Annotated in this window: 19 protein-coding genes; 4 read left to right on the forward strand and 15 right to left on the reverse strand. The window is 62.7% G+C overall.

Going from position 1 to position 18,505, the window contains the following annotated elements; all coding sequences use genetic code 11:
* The first annotated feature begins 143 nt into the window (after positions 1-143).
* Both trmFO and LB558_RS33210 read left to right on the forward strand, forming a co-directional pair.
* Entirely contained in the window at positions 144-1,562 is a 1,419-nt protein-coding gene (gene trmFO, locus LB558_RS16595) for a methylenetetrahydrofolate--tRNA-(uracil(54)-C(5))-methyltransferase (FADH(2)-oxidizing) TrmFO (RefSeq protein ID WP_224698538.1), read from the forward strand.
* Positions 1,514-1,756 carry a type II toxin-antitoxin system ParD family antitoxin gene (locus LB558_RS33210; protein WP_412033471.1) on the forward strand — a complete coding sequence of 81 codons (243 nt, stop codon included), beginning with the start codon at positions 1,514-1,516 and terminating at the stop codon, positions 1,754-1,756. Before trmFO ends, LB558_RS33210 begins: the two co-directional genes overlap by 49 nt.
* Before the next feature lie 8 nt (positions 1,757-1,764).
* Here the strand turns inward: LB558_RS33210 and LB558_RS16600 are convergent, their stop codons facing one another.
* From LB558_RS16600 to yajC, 4 genes are read right to left on the reverse strand one after another with little or no spacing between them, the layout of a single operon-like run.
* Entirely contained in the window at positions 1,765-2,607 is an 843-nt protein-coding gene (locus LB558_RS16600; protein WP_224698539.1) for a phytoene/squalene synthase family protein, read from the reverse strand.
* A 1-nt stretch (position 2,608) separates the two neighbouring features.
* Positions 2,609-3,001 carry an Mth938-like domain-containing protein gene (locus LB558_RS16605; RefSeq protein WP_412033472.1) on the reverse strand — a complete coding sequence of 131 codons (393 nt, stop codon included), beginning with the start codon at positions 2,999-3,001 and terminating at the stop codon, positions 2,609-2,611.
* Positions 3,002-3,026: 25 nt separating this feature from the next.
* Positions 3,027-5,576, reverse strand: coding sequence for a protein translocase subunit SecDF (secDF, locus tag LB558_RS16610; RefSeq protein ID WP_224698541.1), 2,550 nt, complete (start codon positions 5,574-5,576; stop codon positions 3,027-3,029).
* 51 nt (positions 5,577-5,627) lie between these two features.
* Positions 5,628-5,966, reverse strand: coding sequence for a preprotein translocase subunit YajC (gene yajC, locus LB558_RS16615; RefSeq protein WP_013531305.1), 339 nt, complete (start codon positions 5,964-5,966; stop codon positions 5,628-5,630).
* Between the two features lie 298 nt (positions 5,967-6,264).
* Here yajC and LB558_RS16620 point away from each other — a divergent pair, with 298 nt between their 5' ends.
* Entirely contained in the window at positions 6,265-7,140 is an 876-nt protein-coding gene (locus LB558_RS16620; RefSeq protein ID WP_224698542.1) for an ATP-binding protein, read from the forward strand.
* On the opposite strand, the gene LB558_RS16625 is transcribed toward LB558_RS16620, so the two are convergent.
* Complete coding sequence (locus LB558_RS16625) at positions 7,130-7,987, reverse strand: AraC family transcriptional regulator (protein ID WP_224698544.1); 858 nt, start codon at positions 7,985-7,987, stop codon at positions 7,130-7,132. The genes LB558_RS16620 and LB558_RS16625 overlap by 11 nt on opposite strands.
* Positions 7,988-8,085: 98 nt before the next feature.
* Here LB558_RS16625 and LB558_RS16630 point away from each other — a divergent pair, with 98 nt between their 5' ends.
* A complete protein-coding gene (locus tag LB558_RS16630) occupies positions 8,086-8,976 on the forward strand; it encodes an NAD-dependent epimerase/dehydratase family protein (RefSeq protein WP_224698546.1) in 891 nt (296 codons plus the stop codon).
* A gap of 131 nt (positions 8,977-9,107) precedes the next feature.
* On the opposite strand, the gene LB558_RS16635 is transcribed toward LB558_RS16630, so the two are convergent.
* From LB558_RS16635 to nagZ, 10 genes are all read right to left on the reverse strand, one after another.
* Complete coding sequence (locus LB558_RS16635; RefSeq protein ID WP_224698548.1) at positions 9,108-10,628, reverse strand: peptidoglycan DD-metalloendopeptidase family protein; 1,521 nt, start codon at positions 10,626-10,628, stop codon at positions 9,108-9,110.
* 186 nt (positions 10,629-10,814) lie between these two features.
* Positions 10,815-11,474 carry a protein-L-isoaspartate(D-aspartate) O-methyltransferase gene (locus LB558_RS16640; protein WP_224698549.1) on the reverse strand — a complete coding sequence of 220 codons (660 nt, stop codon included), beginning with the start codon at positions 11,472-11,474 and terminating at the stop codon, positions 10,815-10,817.
* On the reverse strand, positions 11,471-12,229 hold the full coding sequence (gene surE, locus LB558_RS16645) for a 5'/3'-nucleotidase SurE (protein ID WP_024503850.1): 759 nt from the start codon (positions 12,227-12,229) through the stop codon (positions 11,471-11,473). Before surE ends, LB558_RS16640 begins: the two co-directional genes overlap by 4 nt.
* Positions 12,229-13,533, reverse strand: a complete 1,305-nt coding sequence (serS, locus tag LB558_RS16650) for a serine--tRNA ligase (protein WP_224698550.1) — start codon at positions 13,531-13,533, stop codon at positions 12,229-12,231. The genes surE and serS overlap by 1 nt, the downstream gene beginning before the upstream one ends.
* 132 nt (positions 13,534-13,665) lie before the next feature.
* Entirely contained in the window at positions 13,666-14,532 is an 867-nt protein-coding gene (gene tatC, locus LB558_RS16655) for a twin-arginine translocase subunit TatC (protein WP_013531297.1), read from the reverse strand.
* Complete coding sequence (gene tatB / locus LB558_RS32920) at positions 14,529-15,332, reverse strand: Sec-independent protein translocase protein TatB (RefSeq protein WP_263495292.1); 804 nt, start codon at positions 15,330-15,332, stop codon at positions 14,529-14,531. Before tatB ends, tatC begins: the two co-directional genes overlap by 4 nt.
* A 29-nt stretch (positions 15,333-15,361) precedes the next feature.
* Positions 15,362-15,583, reverse strand: coding sequence for a twin-arginine translocase TatA/TatE family subunit (locus LB558_RS16670; RefSeq protein ID WP_013531295.1), 222 nt, complete (start codon positions 15,581-15,583; stop codon positions 15,362-15,364).
* Positions 15,584-15,752: 169 nt separating this feature from the next.
* Positions 15,753-16,520: an SMC-Scp complex subunit ScpB gene (scpB, locus tag LB558_RS16675; RefSeq protein WP_224698551.1), complete on the reverse strand. Its 768-nt coding sequence runs from the start codon at positions 16,518-16,520 to the stop codon at positions 15,753-15,755.
* Positions 16,517-17,317, reverse strand: a complete 801-nt coding sequence (locus tag LB558_RS16680) for a segregation and condensation protein A (RefSeq protein WP_050596706.1) — start codon at positions 17,315-17,317, stop codon at positions 16,517-16,519. Before LB558_RS16680 ends, scpB begins: the two co-directional genes overlap by 4 nt.
* A 61-nt stretch (positions 17,318-17,378) precedes the next feature.
* Positions 17,379-18,398: a beta-N-acetylhexosaminidase gene (nagZ, locus tag LB558_RS16685; protein ID WP_224698552.1), complete on the reverse strand. Its 1,020-nt coding sequence runs from the start codon at positions 18,396-18,398 to the stop codon at positions 17,379-17,381.
* Between the last annotated feature and the right edge of the window lie 107 nt (positions 18,399-18,505).

Below are 18,505 nucleotides of genomic sequence, written 5' to 3' on the forward strand. Positions count from 1 at the left end.
CCGAGGGTCGACCCCAAAAACGACACCCGCCGGACCTCCTCCCCCGGCGGGTGTTGTTGTTTTCAGGGGGCGCTCCCATCAGCGGCTGTTTGCACCGCGCACGGCAATTGCAATCGCCGCACCAAGCGATTATTCCGGCGTTCATGAGCAAAAACCCAATCCACATCATCGGCGGCGGCCTCGCTGGTTCCGAAGCCGCATGGCAGGCAGCGCAGGCCGGCGTGCCCGTCATCCTGCATGAGATGCGGCCCGTTCGCGGCACCGATGCGCACAAGACCGACAGCCTGGCCGAGCTTGTCTGTTCCAATTCCTTCCGCTCCGACGATGCCGACAACAACGCGGTCGGCCTGCTGCACGCCGAAATGCGGCTGGCCGGCTCGTTGATCATGAGCGCAGGCGACGCCAACCAGGTTCCGGCCGGCGGTGCGCTTGCCGTCGATCGCGACGGATTCGCCGATGCCGTGACGAAAAAACTCCAAGCACACCCACTGATCACCATCCGGCGCGAGGAAGTGCCAGGTCTGCCGCCGACGGATTGGGACCAGGCGATCGTTGCCACGGGTCCGTTGACCGCGCCTGGGCTTGCCCAGTCGATCGCGGAAGCGACCGGCGCCGATGCGCTCGCCTTCTTCGACGCCATTGCGCCGATCATCCATTTCGACACGATCGACATGAATACCTGCTGGTTCCAGTCGCGCTACGACAAGGTCGGGCCAGGCGGCACCGGCAAGGACTACATCAATTGTCCGATGGACAAGGACCAGTACCTTGCCTTCGTGCAAGCGCTGGTCGACGGCCAGAAAACCGAATTCAAGGAATGGGAAGGCACGCCCTATTTCGACGGCTGCCTGCCGATCGAAATCATGGCCGAGCGCGGTGTCGAGACGCTGCGCTACGGGCCGATGAAACCGATGGGGCTGACCAACGCCCACAATCCGACCGTAAAAGCCTATGCCGTCGTCCAGCTGCGGCAGGACAATGCGCTGGGCACGCTCTACAACATGGTCGGTTTTCAGACCAAGTTGAAGCATGCCGAGCAGGTGCGCGTGTTCCGCACCATACCGGGTCTCGAAAACGCCGACTTCGCCCGCCTCGGCGGCCTGCACCGCAACACCTACATCAACTCGCCGACCTTGCTCGACGCCTCGCTGCAGTTGAAGTCGCGCCCTGGCCTGCGTTTCGCCGGCCAGATCACCGGCTGCGAAGGATACGTCGAGAGCGCTGCGATCGGCCTGCTCGCCGGCCGCTTCGCCGCCGCTGAACGGCTCGGCCACACACTGTCACCGCCGCCGCTGACCACCGCCTTCGGGGCGCTGCTCAACCACATCACCGGCGGCCACATTGTTTCGGATGACGAGCCGGGAAAGCGCTCTTTCCAGCCGATGAATGTCAATTTCGGCCTGTTCCCGCCGGTGGAAGCCCCGAAGACCGAAGGCAAACGCATGCGCGGCAAGGACAAGACCGTCGCCAAGCGGCACGCCATCACATCGCGCGCACGCGCCGATTGTAGGGAGTGGCTGGGACTTCCGGCACAAACAGAAACGGCCGAAGCGGCGGAATAAACAGCGAGAAGGGCAAAGGCGGCTGCTTCGGATCGGCGAGCGAGGTCATCCGCGCCGCCCTTCGCGCCTTCGTGAAGAGGAAGAGCACGCCGAGCGCATGGCGTGGATCAGGGCGGGTGAAGACATCGATCGAGGAACACGAGGGCGAACCATTCGGGGAAGAGGTTCGCGCTCACTTCCGGGGACGTGGTTGACGTTTACGTCAAAGTGCGGACCAGCCCTTGCTCGCGCGACGCAGCAGCAGCCAATGCCGGCGCAAGGCCGACAGCCGCGCCACGCCTTCGAGCGGCGAACCATTCTCCATTTTGCCGAGATAGGTACGTGACAGGGCGAGCGGCAGGAATGCAGGACGCAGCGAAACCGGCAGAGCCGGTGCGCCTTGCTCGAAGGCGGAAAGATGTTCCCGTGCCAGCGCCATCATCGCCGCCACCGCGCGTTTGGCGCCGGGTCCACCGTCGCCAGCAACGAATTCTTCCGGCGACGATCCCGCCGCCGCCAGAATATCGGCCGGGACAAAACACTGTCCGCGCCGGCGATGCAGCGGCAGCAGCAGCAGCAGGCCGGTCATCGCTTGCGCGCAGCCTGCCCTGCCCGCCAGTTCGGCAAAGCGTGGCGCCTCGCCGGGATCGAGCACCATCGCCGCAAGCTGGATGAGTGCTGCGGCCGTCTCGCCGCAATAGCCCTCCAGATCGGTGCGCGACGGCATCGGGTCGTCGTAGAGGTCGAAGATACGCGCGTCGAGCATGTTCTCGAAGGCCGGCTTCGGCAGGCCGAATGTCGCTATGGTGGCATTCAAGGCTTCGGCAGTGGGATGGCCGGCGCCGGCCTCGCCGCCGGCGGCAATGACATCGCGCCACCATTGCAGCCGCACCTCGCCCGGCAGCGCCTCATGGATGCGATCGCGGATACCTGATATCTCTGCGTTGAAGGCGTAGAGCGAAAACAGCGCGTCGCGCTTGCCCTCCGGCGCGTAGAGCGCGGTCAGATAGCGGTCATGATCGGCGACGCGCACCGCGTCCATGACGATTTCAGCGCTTCGAGACATGTCAATCGACGGCAATGAGCGCCGCGGCCACCGCGCGCTCTTCCGCCAGAAGGATATTGTAGGTCCGCACGGCGGCCCCCGTCGACATCGGATCGGACGCAATGCCGGCCGCCTTCAGCGCGGCCCGCAATGCGGCGGGCAATGGCCTGAGATCCCTGCCCATGCCGACCAGCAGGATCTCGACCTTGTCGGCTTCTGCCAGCAGCTTGTCGAAATCGGCCACTGTCAGCGCCAGAGGATCCGCCGGTTCCCAGCCATGGATACCGGATGGCAGACAGAGCAGCGAGCCACGATGCGACATGTCGGCAAAACGGAACCCGCCATTGCCATAGGCTTCGATCGGTGCGCGGCCCGGAAAATGCGCCTCGCGGATGACGATGCCTTTGCTGGTCACCGTTATACCCCTTCGGGGCGGCGCGTCAGGTCGCGACCGCCTTGCCGCCATTGACCGGCTTCTCTTCGTCTGCCGAAGCCTGCGGCCGCAGCTTGAACAGGATCAGCAGCGGTGCGGCGATGAAGATCGACGAATAGGTGCCGAAGACGACGCCAAACAGCATGGCCATGGTGAACGAGCGGATGACCTCGCCGCCGAACAGCACCAGCGCCAGCAGCGCCAGGATCGTCGTCACCGAGGTCAGCGTCGTTCTCGACAGCGTCTCGTTGATGGCGTTGTTCAACAGCTGCGGCAGCGGCATACGCTTGTATTTTCGCAGATCCTCTCGAACACGGTCATAGACCACGATCGTGTCGTTCAGCGAATAGCCGATGATGGTCAGGATCGCCGCCAGCGATGACTGGTTGAACTCCAGCCCGGTGATGACGAAGAAGCCAAGCGTCATGACCACGTCGTGCACCGTCGCCACGATGGCGCCGACCGCGAACTGCCATTCGAAGCGGAACCAGACATAGATCAGGATGCCGAGCAGCGCGATCAGCATGGCGATCGTGCCTTGCTTGGCGAGTTCTCCGGAGACCGTCGGTCCCACCACTTCGACGCGGCGGAAGTCATAGGCGTCCTGCAACTCGCCACGCACCTTGTCGATGACGGTCTGTTCGGCATTCTCGCCGCCATCCTGCGACCCGACACGGATCAGCACGTCGTTCGGCGTACCGAACTGCTGGACCTGGACTTCACCAATGTTGAGTTCGGTCAGCCGCGCGCGGAGGTCGGCGAGGTCGGCATTGCCGCTCTTGGCCTGCACTTCGATCAGCGATCCGCCCTTGAAATCGATACCGTAGTTGATGCCGACGGTCATGAACATCACCACCGACAGGATCGACAGCGCGCTTGACAGCGTGAACGTCCAGCGACGGATGCCCATGAACGGAATTTTCGTGCCGGGCGGGACGAAGGTCACCGGCGCGCGCGGCAATTCCTTCGGGCGCGCACGGCGCAGCCAGATCGAGACCAACAGCCGGGTGAAGGTGAACGCGGTGAAGACGGTCGTCAGGATGCCGATCGCATACGTGATGGCAAAGCCCTTCACCGGTCCGGTACCGAGATAGAACAGCACCACGGTCGCGATCAGCGAGGTGATGTTGGAATCGACAATGGTCGCCAGCGCCTTGGTGAAACCGGTATCGATCGCCTGGATCACCGAGCGGCCGGCGCGTCGCTCCTCGCGGATACGCTCGTAGATCAGCACATTGGAATCGACCGCCATGCCGATGGTCAGCACGATACCAGCGATACCCGGCAAGGTCAGCGTCGCACCGAGCAGCGAGAGTACCCCGACGATCATCGCCACGTGCACCGCCAGCGCGATGTTGGCGAGGAAGCCGAGTAAACCGTAGGCGACGAACATGAACACGACGACGAGGATAGAACCGATGATGCCGGCGACCTTGCCGGCATGGATCGAATCCTGACCAAGGCCCGGACCCACCGTACGCTCTTCGATCACCGTCAGTGTCGCGGGCAAGGCACCGGCGCGCAGCAGCACCGCCAGGTCGTTGGCACTCTGGGCGGTGAAGTTACCCGAGATCTGACCGGTGCCGCCCAGGATCGGCTCGCGGATTTGCGGCGCTGAAATCACCTGGTTGTCGAGGATGATGGCGAACAGCTTGCCGACATTCTGTGAAGTCGCCTGGCCAAAACGTGCGGCACCCTTCGAATCGAAACGGAACGAAACCACCGGCTCGTTGTTCTGCGAATTGTATGTCGCCTGCGCATCGACCAGGTTTTCACCCGAAACGATGACGCGGTTCTCGATCAGATACGGAACCGGCGGATCGTCCTGCGAATACAGCACCGACGAGCCAGCGGGCGGACGGCCGTTGAGCGCGTCCTGCACCGGCATCGACTGGTCGACCATCTGGAAGGTCAGCTTGGCGGTCTGGCCGAGGATTTCCTTCAGCCTTTGCGGATCCTGAAGACCCGGCACCTGGACAAGGATACGGTCGTCGCCCTGCCTCTGCACGATTGGTTCGGTCGTGCCGAGTTCGTTGACGCGGCGCTCGACCACCTCGATCGACTGCGTCAGCGCGGTCGACGTGCGGTATTTGATGCCGGCATCGGTCACGGTGAACTTGAGCAGGCCCGGCTCGGAATCGTCGAGCGTCATTTCCTGGACGGAGCCGCCGGTGAACAGGCCGGCAGCCACAGGATCGGTCAGCGTCTTCAGCGCCGTCTTGGCGGCATCGATCTGGGCGGGATCGGTGATGCGGACCTGCAAGACACGTCCAGTGCCGGCGAGGCCGGTGTAGCCGATCTTGGCGTCGCGCAGCAGCGTGCGGATCTCGTCGCGCGTCGTCTCCAGCCGATCCTTGATCAGATCGTTCTGGTTCATCTCCAGCAGGATGTGCGAGCCGCCCTGCAGATCGAGGCCGAGCGTCATCTGACGCTTCGGCACCCAGCTCGGCAGTTGGGCCAAGGTGCTTGCGGGGATGAGATTGGGCGCGGCGAGGATCACCGTGATGGCCACGGCCACCCAGATCAGGATCATCTTGAAGCGCGAGAAATACAACATATGGCGTCGTCCGTCAGAGCGTGTCCGCGGATCGCTCCGCCTGAAATTGGATTATTTCTTGGCGTTCTGGTTGGCCACCGGCTCGCCCTTGACGCGCACATCGGCGATCGTCGAGCGCAGCGCCGTCACCTTCAAACCATTGCCGAGGTCGACCTCGAGCTCGTTGTCGTCGATCACCTTGGTCACCTTGCCGACGAAGCCGCCGCCGGTGACAACCGTGTCGCCGCGACGGACGGCGGCCAGCATCTCGCCGCGCTTCTTCAGCTGCGTGCGCTGCGGCCGGATGATCAGGAAATACATGATCACGAAAATCAGGACAAACGGCAAAATGCTGATGAACATGTCGGGAGAAGCGCCGACGCCTTGGGCGTATGCCGGTGTCACGAACATCGAGGTACTCCTGAATTTTGAAAACAGCCGCCAATTTGGCGGCCCCTTGAAATTTGGCCGGAATATAGTCGGTAAAGTTGTCAATGCAACTGCGCGGCCGGCCAAATCGGCTGCTTTTCCGGCCTGTTGAGCCGTGTTAGAGCAGGATCGCGAAAAGCGCGAGCCGGTTTTTGCGGACAAACGGAAACCGTTTGTCCAGAGATCACGCTCGAACAAAAGGTTGCAACCGGTTTTGTATCAGACGGAATCGGCCAGCTTCACGCCCCCACACGTCAAAACGCGAAAACAAAAGACAGCCATGCCCGACAGCAGCATTGAAGCCCTGAACCAGAAACTCGACCGGCTGATCGAGGCGGTAAGTCGCCTTGCCCCGCCGCCGGTGCCCCAAACCGACCTCGGCGAGGCCGATTGTTTCGTCTGGCAGGCCGATCCGGGCTATCTGGAGCCGGTGCGCAAGGTCAATCGCGTCGACATCGGCCTGATCCGTGGCGTCGACCGCGTCCGCGACATCCTTGTCGACAACACCGAACGCTTCGCTGCCGGCTATCCGGCCAACAACGTATTGTTGTGGGGCGCGCGCGGCATGGGCAAATCGTCGCTGGTCAAGGCCGTGCATGCCCAGATCAACGCCGAGGCCAAGTCCGACCTGCCGTTGAAGCTGATCGAAATCCACCGCGAGGACATCGACACGCTGCCGAAGCTGATGGGATTGCTGAAGGCGGCCCCCTTCCGCTTCATCCTGTTTTGCGACGACCTGTCCTTCGACCATGACGACACCTCGTACAAGTCGCTGAAGGCAGCGCTCGAAGGCGGCGTCGAGGGTCGCCCCGCCAATGTCATCTTCTACGCCACCTCGAACCGCCGCCATCTTTTGCCCCGCGACATGATCGACAACGAGCGCTCGACCGCCATCAACCCGTCCGAGGCGGTCGAGGAAAAAGTGTCGCTGTCCGACCGGTTCGGCCTGTGGCTCGGCTTCCATAAATGTTCGCAGGACGAGTATCTCGACATGATCGACGGCTATATCAGCCACCATGGCCTAGTCATGGATTCCGAGCAACTGCGCGCCGAAGCACTGGAATGGGCGACCACCCGCGGCAGCCGCTCGGGCCGCGTTGCCTGGCAGTTCACCCAAGACCTGGCCGGCCGGCTCGGCAAGCCGCTCAAGGAGTGATGCGTTGGATCGCTTTGGGCGGCTGTGCCCGTCGCAGGTCACGCGGCGTTTGGCCGATCTCGCGGCGCATCCAGTGCGCCAGATGTGACTGGTGTGCGAAGCCAGTCAATTCCGCCACCTCGCTTGTGCTAAGATCGCCTTCCTGCAGCAGGACGCGTGCGCGTTCGACGCGACGTCGCAACACGTAGCGGTGCAGGGTGAAGCCCGTTGCCACCTTGAACCATGTCCGCAAGTGCGAGCTGCTTGCACCGGCAACCCGGCTTAGTCGATGGATCGACAGGGGTTCGTGCAAAGCAGCCTCGATATGCTCCAGGACGCGCTTGAGCTGGGTATCCGACAACCGGTTCGTTCGATCCATTTCGGAATCATCGAGGCCAAGCAGCCTCACCGCGAGCGCGGCGCCAATGCTGTCGGCAAACAGCGAGCCACTCGGCGCGTTTGCATTGAGGTCGCTCTCGAGTGCTCGAGCGAGATGTTCGATGCGCTGGTCACGAAGCAAATGGCGTGTGTCGAGCCGCAACGCTCGCGCCTTGCCCCCAAGTTCCGCCGCCACCCTTTCCATCAAGGCCGGCCGCAGCGCAATTTCAATCGTGTCAAACGCGGTTTCGGCCTCGAAACCACCCTCCTGACCGGCGGGCACCAGGTCGATATCGCCGGCGCGCCTCACGAAATATCGTCCAACCTGATTGCAGTAAGAGCGCGTCGACGCGCTTGCATGCACCATGATGCGAAGGTGTGGCGCCCGGGGTAGACGATGGACGCCCGCTTCGACATGCAAGGCGGCAATTGTTACGTCGGACGGGGATTGGGCCGAAGCGGATTGCGAACGCATGCCCTCTCCATTCATGGCAAAACCTGTTCAAGATTTGGCAATTTCCGCGCGATTTTCAATGCCGTGGACATGTACCTACGCCTCTCCATCAAGCTTGGACGAGAGGTTATGCCATGAGTTTCTATGTTGTTGTCGGAGCAGGCCCGGTTGGACGCGAGACCGCTCGCCTTCTTGGTGAAGACGGACATGATGTCGTTCTCACGAGCCGAAGTGTCGGCTCTAACGCGCTGCAGAACGTGCGGGCCGTGCAGGCCGACGCCACTGATGCCTCGGAACTATCGCGGATCGCACGAAACGCCGATGCCATCTTCATGTGTGCCATGGCCACCTACCATAGGTGGCCGACCGACTTTTTCCCGATCATCGACGGTACCGTGCGCGCCGCGGAAGCGGTCGGCGCGAAGCTGGTCGTGCTCGGCAACCTTTATGGCTACGGGCAAAATGCCGACAGCCCGCTTCGCTCCAATCTGTCTCTTGATCCGACTTCGAAAAAAGGAACCGCCAGGACGATCATGTGGCAGCGGGCGGTCCGTGCCAATGTACCGGCGATCGAAGTGCGGTCCAGCGACTATCTGGGGCATGGTGCTATCAGCTATTTCTCACTGGTCGCCCTGCCCTCCATCATCGAGGGGAAGCCTACCGCATTCATCGGAAACCTCGACGCAACTCATGCCTGGACCTTCACGAAGGACGTCGCCGAGACGCTGGTTGCGGCTTCCCGCTACACAGGCGAATGGGGACGGGGGTTTCATGTTCCCTCGCAACATGCCTCACCCCGGGTACTCATCCAGAAAACCGCGGCGATGCTTCGCCGGGACGTTTCAGAAACGCGTTCCTATTCCATCGCCGAGATGGAAGCATTGGGCATGCATGAGTTGATCGAGATGAGCTACCTCTTCGACAGCCCCTTGCTGGTCGATTCCTCCGACGCAGAGGCGCTTCTCGGGATGAAGGCCAGCAGCCTTGAGGTGATGATCGCCGACACCCTGCGCGATCATCTTTGACCCTTGAGAAGTAGATATTCGACGAGAAACTGAAAAAGCCCGTTCCTTGCGGAACGGGCTGAGCCGGCGGGCGGACTGGAGGTCAGATGTCCCGCAAATTGCTTTTTTTCTTCTATTCGAGATAACCCCGACTATTCGAGATAGCCGGAGGGATCGACCGGGGCCGAGTTCTTGCGCACTTCGAAGTGCAGCTTCGGCGAGTCCGTCGTGCCGCTCATGCCCGACAGCGCGATTTCCTGGCCGCGCTTGACCTTCTGGCCGCGCTGCACCTCGATCGAGCTGGCGTGGCCGTAGACGGTGACCAGCCCATTCTCGTGGCGCACCAGAACCGTATTGCCGAATTCCTTGAGGCCGTCGCCGGCATAGATGACGACACCGTTCTCGGCTGCCTTGACCGGCGTTCCCGACGGCACGGCGATGTCGACGCCATCCTTGCCGGAGCCGAAACCGGAGATCACACGGCCACGCACCGGCCAGCGCATCTTGCCGATGCCGGTGGCGTCGGGCGCGACGGCGTCGTCGTCTTCGGCCTGCTGGATGACCTTCGAATCTTTCTTCGGCGGCGTGTAGGACGCCAGCGTTTCCGACGGCGTGGTCTTTGCCGCGGGCTGCGTCGTGGCCGTCGTCACCGGATCGACCTTGGCCGGCTTGGCAGCAGCGACTGTCGCGGTTCCACCGGCCGGCACCTTCAGGGTCTGGCCGATCTTGAGCAAGCCATCCTGCATGCCGTTGGCCTGCTTGATGGCAACGACGCCGACACCGGTCTTTCTGGCAATCGACGAAAGCGTGTCGCCCGACTGGACCGTATAGGTGCCAGCTGCATTGGTCGCCTTGGCCGCGGCCACCTGGGGCTTGGGCTCCTTGGGCTGGCTCGCGGCGGTCGACGTGTCGACCTGAGCGGCGGACTTGCCCTCCTTGAGCTTCGGCTGCTGCGGCAGGACGGCGACCTTGTCCGGCGCAGTGGCCGGCAGGTTGTGCTTGGTGTCTTTCGCCGGCTTGGCATCCGCGAGCTTCGGCTCACTCTTGCTCGAATAGGCGTAGGCCGGGATGACCAGCTTCTGGCCGGTCTTCAGCCCCTTGGTCGCGCTCAGCCCGTTGACCTTCATGATCACGTCTGATGGCACCTTGTAGCGCTGCGCCAGGCCGCCGATCGTTTCACCGTCCCTGACGACGATCTCGGTTGCATGCGGAGTGCCGGAAGCAGCCACGCGGGGTTCGTCAGGTTGCGAAACCTTGAAAGGCGACGCCGCCGGCGCGACGGTGCCGGTCGTAGTCCTGTCGACATGCGGTGCCGGGGCCAGTGCGGTACGCACAGGCTTCGATGCCGGCGCCAGTCCGGGAGCCTGCTGCGCCTGGGCAACGGGCGGCGGCAGCGGCCGCGTCGAGACCGGCTCGAGGCTGGAGCGGCTGACCGATTGTGTATGGCTGCCATCGATCGGAGCGGCCGCGACATCGCCCGGATAGGGCTGCTGCACGGCATCCTGCTTGTTGATGATGGCGCGCTGATTGTTGGTCGAGGATGTAAAGACGTCGTCGACGCCATTGAACCGCGAAACCTGGGAACTGCACCCCGCAGCAGCACCCGCGACCATCAGTATGGCGCAGCCTCGCGCCAGATTGCGACCGCTTGTCTTCAAAACACTGAGTTGCATCGCACTAACCCGCACATACCCGGTACAAACTAGGCATGATTAAAGCGCGTTAATGTTACTCGACGGTTAACCCCATGGAATCCGACGCCATTTTTCTTAAAATATTAGAGAGCGAGCCGAGGGGAGATTTTCAGGTCAGGCCGGGGTCGCCCGCGACGCGGCGCGGCCTGAACATCGCCATACGCGCTAGATGATAGCGGCGACACCGCGCAGGATCGGCTGCAGGCGAACGAGGCCGATGTCTTCACGCTCGAAACGGCTGCCGACCTTGGTCAGCTTGGCCAGCACCTGTTCGCCCTCTTCAGGGCCGATCGGAGCGATGACGATACCGCCGCTCGACAACTGGTCGAGCAGGAAGCGCGGCAGGCTGTCGAAGGCAGCCCAGGCGACGATGCGGTCAAATGGCCCTTCATTCGGCAGCCCGCCGGAACCATCGGCATGGCGCACGATCACATTGCCGATGCCGAGCGCCTCGAAGCGCTGCCGCGCCTGCTCGGCGAGCGTCTTGTAGCGATCGGTGGTGATGACCCGCGCGGCCAGCCGCGACATCACCGCCGAGGTGTAGCCCGAGCCGGTACCGACCTCGAGCACGCGGTTGCCCTGCTCGATGGCGAGCGCCGCGATCACCGCCGCCTGCATGTCGGCGCCTTCGATCGCCTCGCCGCATTCGATCGGCAGCATGCGGTCCGACCAGGCGATGGAATGGAACTGAGCCGCGAGGAACCCGCGCCGCGGCGTCGCCTCGAAGGCCGCGATCAGCGCCTTCGGCACAGTCCCCCGGCCGCGCAGGCGCAGCAGAAAGGCGGCAAAACCTTCGCGGTCATCGATCGGAAGGCCCTGGTTCATGCAAGCGCCTTGCTCAATTGGTCACGGATTTCATGCGCGGTCAGATCGAGCTGCAGCGGCGTCACCGACACCAGCCTGTTGCGCAGGGCGTAAAGGTCGGTGCCTTGCTTGCCTTCGACCGGCTCGCGGCCGAAACGCAGCCAGTAGTAAGGCAGGCCGCGCCCGTCGCGGCGCTCGTCGACCCACAGGCTGTGCACCAACTTGCCTTGCGAGGTGACCACCGTGCCGGCGACCTCCTCGGGCGTGCAGTTGGGAAAATTGACGTTGAGCAGCACGCCGTCCGGCAATGGCGTCGCGACAAGTTTCTTCAGCAGCGCCGGCGCCAGCGCCTCCGTCGTCTCGTAGGGGACGACGCGGTCCTCGCCGACATAGCTGTAGCCCTGGCTGAGAGCGATCGAGCGGATGCCGAGCAGCGCGCCTTCCATGGCGCCGGCGACGGTGCCGGAATAGGTGACGTCATCGGCGATGTTGGCACCCGAATTGATGCCGGACAGGATCAGGTCGGGTGCGCCAGGCAGGATCTTCTTGACGCCCATGATGACGCAATCTGTCGGCGTGCCGCGCACGGCAAAATGCTTCTCGCCAATCTTGCGCAGCCGCAGCGGCTCCGAGATCGACAGCGAATGCGCATAGCCGGACTGGTCCTGCTCGGGCGCCACCACCCAGACATCGTCAGACAGTGTGCGTGCGACGCGTTCGAGCGATGCCAGGCCCTCGGCATGAATGCCGTCGTCATTGGTCAGGAGGATACGCATTATTTCGCTTCGATCTTTTCCAGACCCCCCATGTAAGGCCGCAGCACTTCAGGAATGGTTACGCTGCCATCCTCATTCTGGTAGTTTTCGATGACGGCGATGAGCGCGCGGCCGACGGCAGTGCCCGAACCGTTGAGCGTGTGCACGAAGCGGTTGCCCTTGCCGTCTCTGTCCTTGTAGCGGGCGTCCATGCGGCGCGCCTGGAAGTCGCCGCACACCGAGCAGGACGAGATCTCGCGATAGGCGTTCTGGCCGGGCAGCCAGACCTCGATGTCGTAAGTCTTGCGCGCGCCAAACCCCATGTCGCCGGTGCACAGCGTCATGGTGCGGAACGGCAGCCCGAGCCGCTTCAGCACTTCCTCGGCGCATTGCGTCATCCGCTCATGCTCGGCAAGTGACGATTCCTGATCGGTGATCGACACCAGCTCGACCTTGTAGAACTGATGCTGGCGCAGCATGCCGCGCGTGTCGCGCCCGGCCGAGCCCGCTTCCGAACGGAAACACGGCGTCAGCGCGGTGTAGCGCAGCGGTAGCTTTTCATGCGCGGTGATTTCTTCACGCACAAGGTTGGTGAGTGGGACCTCGGCGGTGGGAATCAGGCCAAGCCTGCCCTCCCCGTGCGGCGTGAAGAACAGATCTTCCTCGAACTTCGGCAATTGGTTGGTGCCGAACAGAACATCGTCCTTGACCATCAACGGCGGGATGACTTCTTCGTAGCCATGTTCGGTGGTATGCAGGTCCAGCATGAACTGGCCGAGCGCGCGTTCCATCCGAGCCAGTCCGCTTTTCAGCACCGTAAAGCGCGAGCCTGACAGCTTTGCCGCGCGCTCGAAATCCATCATGCCGAGCGCTTCGCCGATCTCAAAGTGCTCCTTCACCCAGTTCGGCCGCGTCGGTACCTTGCCGACGATGTGCTTGACGACATTGTCGTGCTCGTCCTTGCCGACAGGCACGTCGTCGAAAGGCACGTTGGGCAGCACAGCCAGCGCATCATTCAGCGCCTTGTCGAGCTCGCGTTCGCGCGCCTCGCCGTTCTGGATGAAGACCTTGATCTCGCCGACTTCGGCTTTCAGCGTCTCGGCCAAGGCGGAATCGCCCGAACGCATAGCGTTGCCGATCTCCTTCGACGCGGCATTGCGGCTCTCCTGCTTGGTCTGCAGCTCGGTGACATGTTCGCGCCGCGCCTCGTCCGAGGCGATCAGCCCGTCGACCGTGGACTGCGCCTCGTCAGCCGACCACGAGCGCTTGACCAGCGCCTCGACTAGGGCCTTCGGGTTGTCGCGAATCCATTTGATGTCAAGCATGGTTTGAACGCTCCTGAGCTAGGCCAGAGGGCGTAAACCGCATCCTCGATTGATGCAAGATGGACCGGGCGGCGACTGTATTTTTCCGCCGTTGCTGGACATAGAGGCTAGCATCGGCGTTCCTGGCGCAATCTATGTCGAGGACGCGTCCGCCGGCTTCTTCTCGGCGACCTCTTCCGCCGCGTCCTGCTTCTCGCGTGCCACGCGCTGCTTTTCCTGATCGCGCTCGATCAGCCGGGCGGCCCAGATGGAGACCTCGTAGAGAAGGATGGTCGGGATCGCCAGGCCGATCTGGCTCATCGGATCGGGCGGCGTCAGCACGGCCGCGACGACGAAGGCGATGACGATCGCCCATTTGCGCTTCTCGGCCAGCCCCTTGGACGACAGCATGCCGACACGCGTCATCAGGCTGGTCACCACTGGCAGCTGGAACACGAGGCCGAAGGAGAAGATCAGCGTCATGATCAGGCTGAGATATTCCGACACTTTCGGCAGCAGCGAAATCTGCACCTGATCGTCGGTGCCAGCCTGCTGCATGGCGAGGAAGAACCACATCACCATCGGCGTGAAGAAGAAATACACCAGCGACGCACCCATCAGGAACAGGATCGGCGACGCGATCAGGAACGGCAGGAAGGCGTTGCGCTCGTTCTTGTAGAGGCCGGGCGCGATGAATTTGTAGATTTGCGTGGCAATCAGCGGAAAGGCGATCACCATGCCGCCGAACATGGCGAGCTTGACCTGGGTGAAGAAGAATTCCTGCGGCGCCGTGTAGATCAGCTCGACCTTGTGCGGATCGAGCCCTGCCCACTGCGTCGCCCATTTGAACGGGACGACCAGAAGGTTGAACAGCTTCTTGGCGAAGAAGAAACAGACCAGGAAGGCAACGAAGAAGCCGCCCAGCGACCAGATCAGCCGCCTGCGTAGCTCTATCAGGTGCTCCATCAGCGGCGCCGACGATTTCTCGATCTCGTCCTTTTCGGTGTCCGAAACGCTCACTTGGCGGCTCCCGCCGTCTTCTTGGCCGCCGGCTTCTTCGCCGCTGAAAGCTTCGGTTCGGCTTTCGCCCCCGTCTTGGTCGCGATCGCCTTGGCCGCGGCAGGCTTGGCGGCTTTGGGCGTTTCAGGCTTTGCCGCCATCACTGGCTTCGCTTGCGCCTTGGGCGCAGGCGTGGCCTTCACGACGGCCGTTTTCGCGGGCGCAGGAGCCTTTGCGCCATTTGCCGAAGCCTTGGCCGATGCTTTTGCAACCGGCATCGCCTTTGCCGGCGCAGGCTTGGCTGTTTTCTTCTCCGCAGACGCCTTCGGCGCCGCAACAGGTACCGCCGACACTGACGACGTCACTACCGATTCGTCGATCATTGCCGGGAAAATCGGCGCTGCTGGCGCTGCTTCCGGCCCGTTGACGCCAGGCATGGTCGTTGCACCGTTCTTCAATGGCTCGGCCGCCTGCGGGGTCGAAGCGGCAGGTGTTGCTGGATCATCCGCAGGCTTCGGCTTCATCGCTGCGTCGACGCCGGAGCGAACGTCGGCCGCGGCCTGCTCGAACGGATTGAGCTGCTTCCTGATCTCGGCCATCGGGCTGAGGCCCCTGAGTTCGTCGACTGACTTCTTGACGTCGTCGAGCTCAGCTTCCTTCAGCGCCTCGTTGAACTGTTTCTGGAAGTCGGACGCCATGGCGCGCAGCTTCGCCGTCGTGCGACCGAAGGTGCGCAGCATATTGGGCAAATCCTTGGGCCCGACGACCACGATCATGACGATCGCGATGACCAGCATTTCGGTCCAGCCGACTTCAAACATGGCACTCTGTTCCGACTAGAACCTTGGGCTCAGCTCTTGCTGGCTTTTTCCTTCGCGGCCGCAACGGTCTCGTCGGCGCGATGTTCGACGGTGCGCTTGTCTTCGGCAACGTCGTCGTCGGCCATGCCCTTCTTGAAGCTCTTGATGCCCTTGGCCATGTCGCCCATCAGCTCGGGAATCTTACCGCGGCCGAACACCAAAAGCACGATCACCAGCACGATCATCCAGTGCCAAATCGAAAATGAACCCATAGCAAATCTCTCTCGAATGTTTTCCCTGGCGATGATCTATGCGTTTTCGCGTTGGGATTCAAACACAACTGCGACAGAGTTTATGAAAGGGTGGCGGATGTCACGCATTTTCGACGCGAAGGCCCGCTACGAATCCGCGCATCCTCATCAAGTTGGCCGCCAATGCCAGTCAATCTTCCGTGACGCGCGGCGTCAGCAGGCCGAGTTCCTCGAGATCGATATCGGTCAGCGCATCCTCGTCGTCGGTCAATGCGTCGGGATCGGCCGGCGGCTGCGGAATGGAGAAATTCGACGGCATGCGGCCCGAAAGCAGTCCAGCCCCCTTCAGTTCCTCCATGCCGGGAAGATCGCGGATCTCTTCCAGCGCGAAATGGTCGAGGAAGGTCTCCGTTGTGCCGTAGGTGACTGGGCGTCCGGGCGTCTTTCGCCGACCGCGCATGCGCACCCATTCCGTTTCCAGGAGCGTGTCGAGCGTGCCTTTCGAGGTTTCGACGCCGCGGATGTCCTCGATCTCGGCGCGGGTCACCGGCTGGTGATAGGCAATGATCGCCAGCACTTCGAGGGCCGCGCGGGAGAGCTTCCTTTGCTGGACGGTATCGCGGCTCATCAGGAAAGCCAGGTCGCCGGCGGTGCGGAACGCCCAAGCGTCGCCGACACGCACCAGATTGACGCCGCGCCGCGCATAGATCTGCTGCAGCTCGGCCATGGCCAGGGCGATGTTGATGCCGTCAGGGAGGCGTGCCGCTAGCTGCTTTTCGCTGATGGGTTCGGCGCTGGCGAACACGATCGCCTCGGCCATGCGCACGGCCTCGGCCAGATGCAGCCGCTCGGCCGGGTTTTGTAGCTGCTGCTCGGCCGAATCCTGGGAAAGCGACTCCTCTTCGGGTTCATCGCCGACCTTGAACGGGACAACCGAAGCGTTGGCGCGTTCGCTCATGATGCCACCTCGACTGCCTTGATTGCCTGCGTGCGGCCGCGCAGGTAGATCGGCGCGAACGTCTGATCCTGCCGCACGTCCATCGTGCCGTCGCGCACCAGCTCCAGCGTGGCCGCAAACGAGCTGGCGATCGCCGTGCGCCGCTCCTCGGGACTGGTCATGTATGCGATTAGAAAACTTTCCAGCGCCGTCCAGTCACTTGCAGCCCCGACCAGGCGAGTCAGGATGTCGCGCGCGTCCTTGAGCGACCAGACGCCACGCCTGGCGATCGTCACATTGTTGATCGCCTGCTTCTGCCGCTGCTGGGCATAGGCGGTCAAGAGATCGTAGAGCGACGCCGAATAGGCGTTACGCTTTTCGACGATGACCATTTCCGGCATCCCGCGCGCGAACACGTCGCGGCCGAGCCGGTTGCGGTTGACCAGGCGCGCCGAGGCGTCGCGCATGGCTTCCAGCCGCTTCAGACGGAACTGCAGCACCGCCGCCAGTTCCTCGCCGCTTTCGCCCTCGTCGCCGGGCTGCTTGGGGATCAGGAGCTTCGACTTGAGGAAGGCCAGCCACGCCGCCATCACGAGATAGTCGGCGGCAAGCTCCAGCCTGAGCGCCCTCGCCGTCTCGACAAAGGTCAGATATTGCTCGACCAGTGCCAGGATCGAAATGCGCGCCAGATCGACCTTCTGGGTGCGGGCAAGATGCAGCAGAAGATCGAGCGGACCTTCGAAGCCGGCCACGTCGACGACCAGAGACGGGTCGCCGGTGACGCGTGAATCGTCATTCTCGGCCCATAGACGGTCCATCGGTGCGGCCTTTGCGGCCTTGCTTTCCAATGTCTCCGCCACTGCCTGTCACTTCCCTTTGCTATGCCACCGCATCGAAGTAGGTGGCGAATTCGGCACGTATTTCGGTTTCTTCAACCGTGTCACGGTTCTTTATATAGGTCAGCGCCCGCTTTGCGCGCTCCAGCGACGTGCCCTCAAGCCCCGTGGTGCGCGATGCAATGCCGGCCATCTCCTCGAAAACCCCGTTGCAGTGAAGGACCAGATCGCAGCCCGCCGCAAGGATCGAGGCCGCCTTTGTCGGGAAATCCCCAGAAAGTGCCTTCATCGAGGTGTCGTCGCTCATCAGCAGTCCGTCGAAGCCGATTTCGCGCCGGATGATCTCGTCGATGACCTTGCCGGAGGTGGTCGCCGGATTGTTGGGGTCTATCGCGCTGTAGACGACATGGGCTGTCATCGCCATCGGCAGATGGCTAAGCTCCTTGAACGGGGCGAAATCATGCCGCTGCAGATCACTGAGCGATGCATTGACCACTGGCAGTTCGAAATGCGTGTCGGCAAAGGCACGTCCATGACCCGGAATATGCTTCATGACCGGCAGCACGCCGCCTGCCATCAGCCCTTCCGCGGCGGCACGGCCGAGTTCAATCACCGGTCGCGGGTCCTTGCCATAGGCGCGCGCGCCAATGACATCGCTGGCGCCTTCGATCGGCACGTCGAGCACCGGCAGGCAATCGGCTGTGATGCCATAGCGCAGCAGGTCGAAAGCATGCAGCCGCGCCATCAGCCAGGCCGCGCGGGCGCCGGCATCATGATCGTCGCGCCACAGCGCGCCGAGCGCGCCGCCGGCGGGATAGTTCGGCGCCAGCGGCGGTCGCAAGCGCTGCACACGGCCGCCTTCCTGATCGATGAACACCAGCGCGTCCGGACGCCCAATGCAGTCCCGCATCTCGGCGACCAGATCGCGGATCTGTTCGGTCTCGCCAATGTTGCGCGCAAACAGGATGAAGGCCCACGGGCATTCATTGCGATAGAAATTGATTTCTTCGCGGGTGAGCGATTTCCCGGCACAGCCGAGGATCATGGATTTTGATTCGGTCATGTCGGCAGTTTAGGGCTTTGTGCGATCAAAGGGAATCGTCAGGGATTCATCCATGGCAACGCCGGATCTGCTTTCCCCATGAAAAAGCCGGCGCGGTGGACCGCGCC

It is taken from the genome of Mesorhizobium sp. CO1-1-8 (assembly GCF_020164875.1).
Taxonomy (GTDB): domain Bacteria; phylum Pseudomonadota; class Alphaproteobacteria; order Rhizobiales; family Rhizobiaceae; genus Mesorhizobium.

Coding starts and splice junctions, on each gene's coding strand:
- trmFO (WP_224698538.1), top strand. CDS start 144: ATGAGCAAAAACCCAATCCACATCATCGGCGGCGGCCTCGCTGGTTCC.
- LB558_RS16600 (WP_224698539.1), bottom strand. CDS start 2,607: ATGTCTCGAAGCGCTGAAATCGTCATGGACGCGGTGCGCGTCGCCGAT.
- secDF (WP_224698541.1), bottom strand. CDS start 5,576: ATGTTGTATTTCTCGCGCTTCAAGATGATCCTGATCTGGGTGGCCGTG.
- yajC (WP_013531305.1), bottom strand. CDS start 5,966: ATGTTCGTGACACCGGCATACGCCCAAGGCGTCGGCGCTTCTCCCGAC.
- LB558_RS16620 (WP_224698542.1), top strand. CDS start 6,265: ATGCCCGACAGCAGCATTGAAGCCCTGAACCAGAAACTCGACCGGCTG.
- LB558_RS16625 (WP_224698544.1), bottom strand. CDS start 7,987: ATGAATGGAGAGGGCATGCGTTCGCAATCCGCTTCGGCCCAATCCCCG.
- LB558_RS16630 (WP_224698546.1), top strand. CDS start 8,086: ATGAGTTTCTATGTTGTTGTCGGAGCAGGCCCGGTTGGACGCGAGACC.
- LB558_RS16635 (WP_224698548.1), bottom strand. CDS start 10,628: ATGCAACTCAGTGTTTTGAAGACAAGCGGTCGCAATCTGGCGCGAGGC.
- LB558_RS16640 (WP_224698549.1), bottom strand. CDS start 11,474: ATGAACCAGGGCCTTCCGATCGATGACCGCGAAGGTTTTGCCGCCTTT.
- surE (WP_024503850.1), bottom strand. CDS start 12,229: ATGCGTATCCTCCTGACCAATGACGACGGCATTCATGCCGAGGGCCTG.
- serS (WP_224698550.1), bottom strand. CDS start 13,533: ATGCTTGACATCAAATGGATTCGCGACAACCCGAAGGCCCTAGTCGAG.
- tatB (WP_263495292.1), bottom strand. CDS start 15,332: ATGTTTGAAGTCGGCTGGACCGAAATGCTGGTCATCGCGATCGTCATG.
- LB558_RS16670 (WP_013531295.1), bottom strand. CDS start 15,583: ATGGGTTCATTTTCGATTTGGCACTGGATGATCGTGCTGGTGATCGTG.
- scpB (WP_224698551.1), bottom strand. CDS start 16,520: ATGAGCGAACGCGCCAACGCTTCGGTTGTCCCGTTCAAGGTCGGCGAT.
- LB558_RS16680 (WP_050596706.1), bottom strand. CDS start 17,317: ATGGACCGTCTATGGGCCGAGAATGACGATTCACGCGTCACCGGCGAC.
- nagZ (WP_224698552.1), bottom strand. CDS start 18,398: ATGACCGAATCAAAATCCATGATCCTCGGCTGTGCCGGGAAATCGCTC.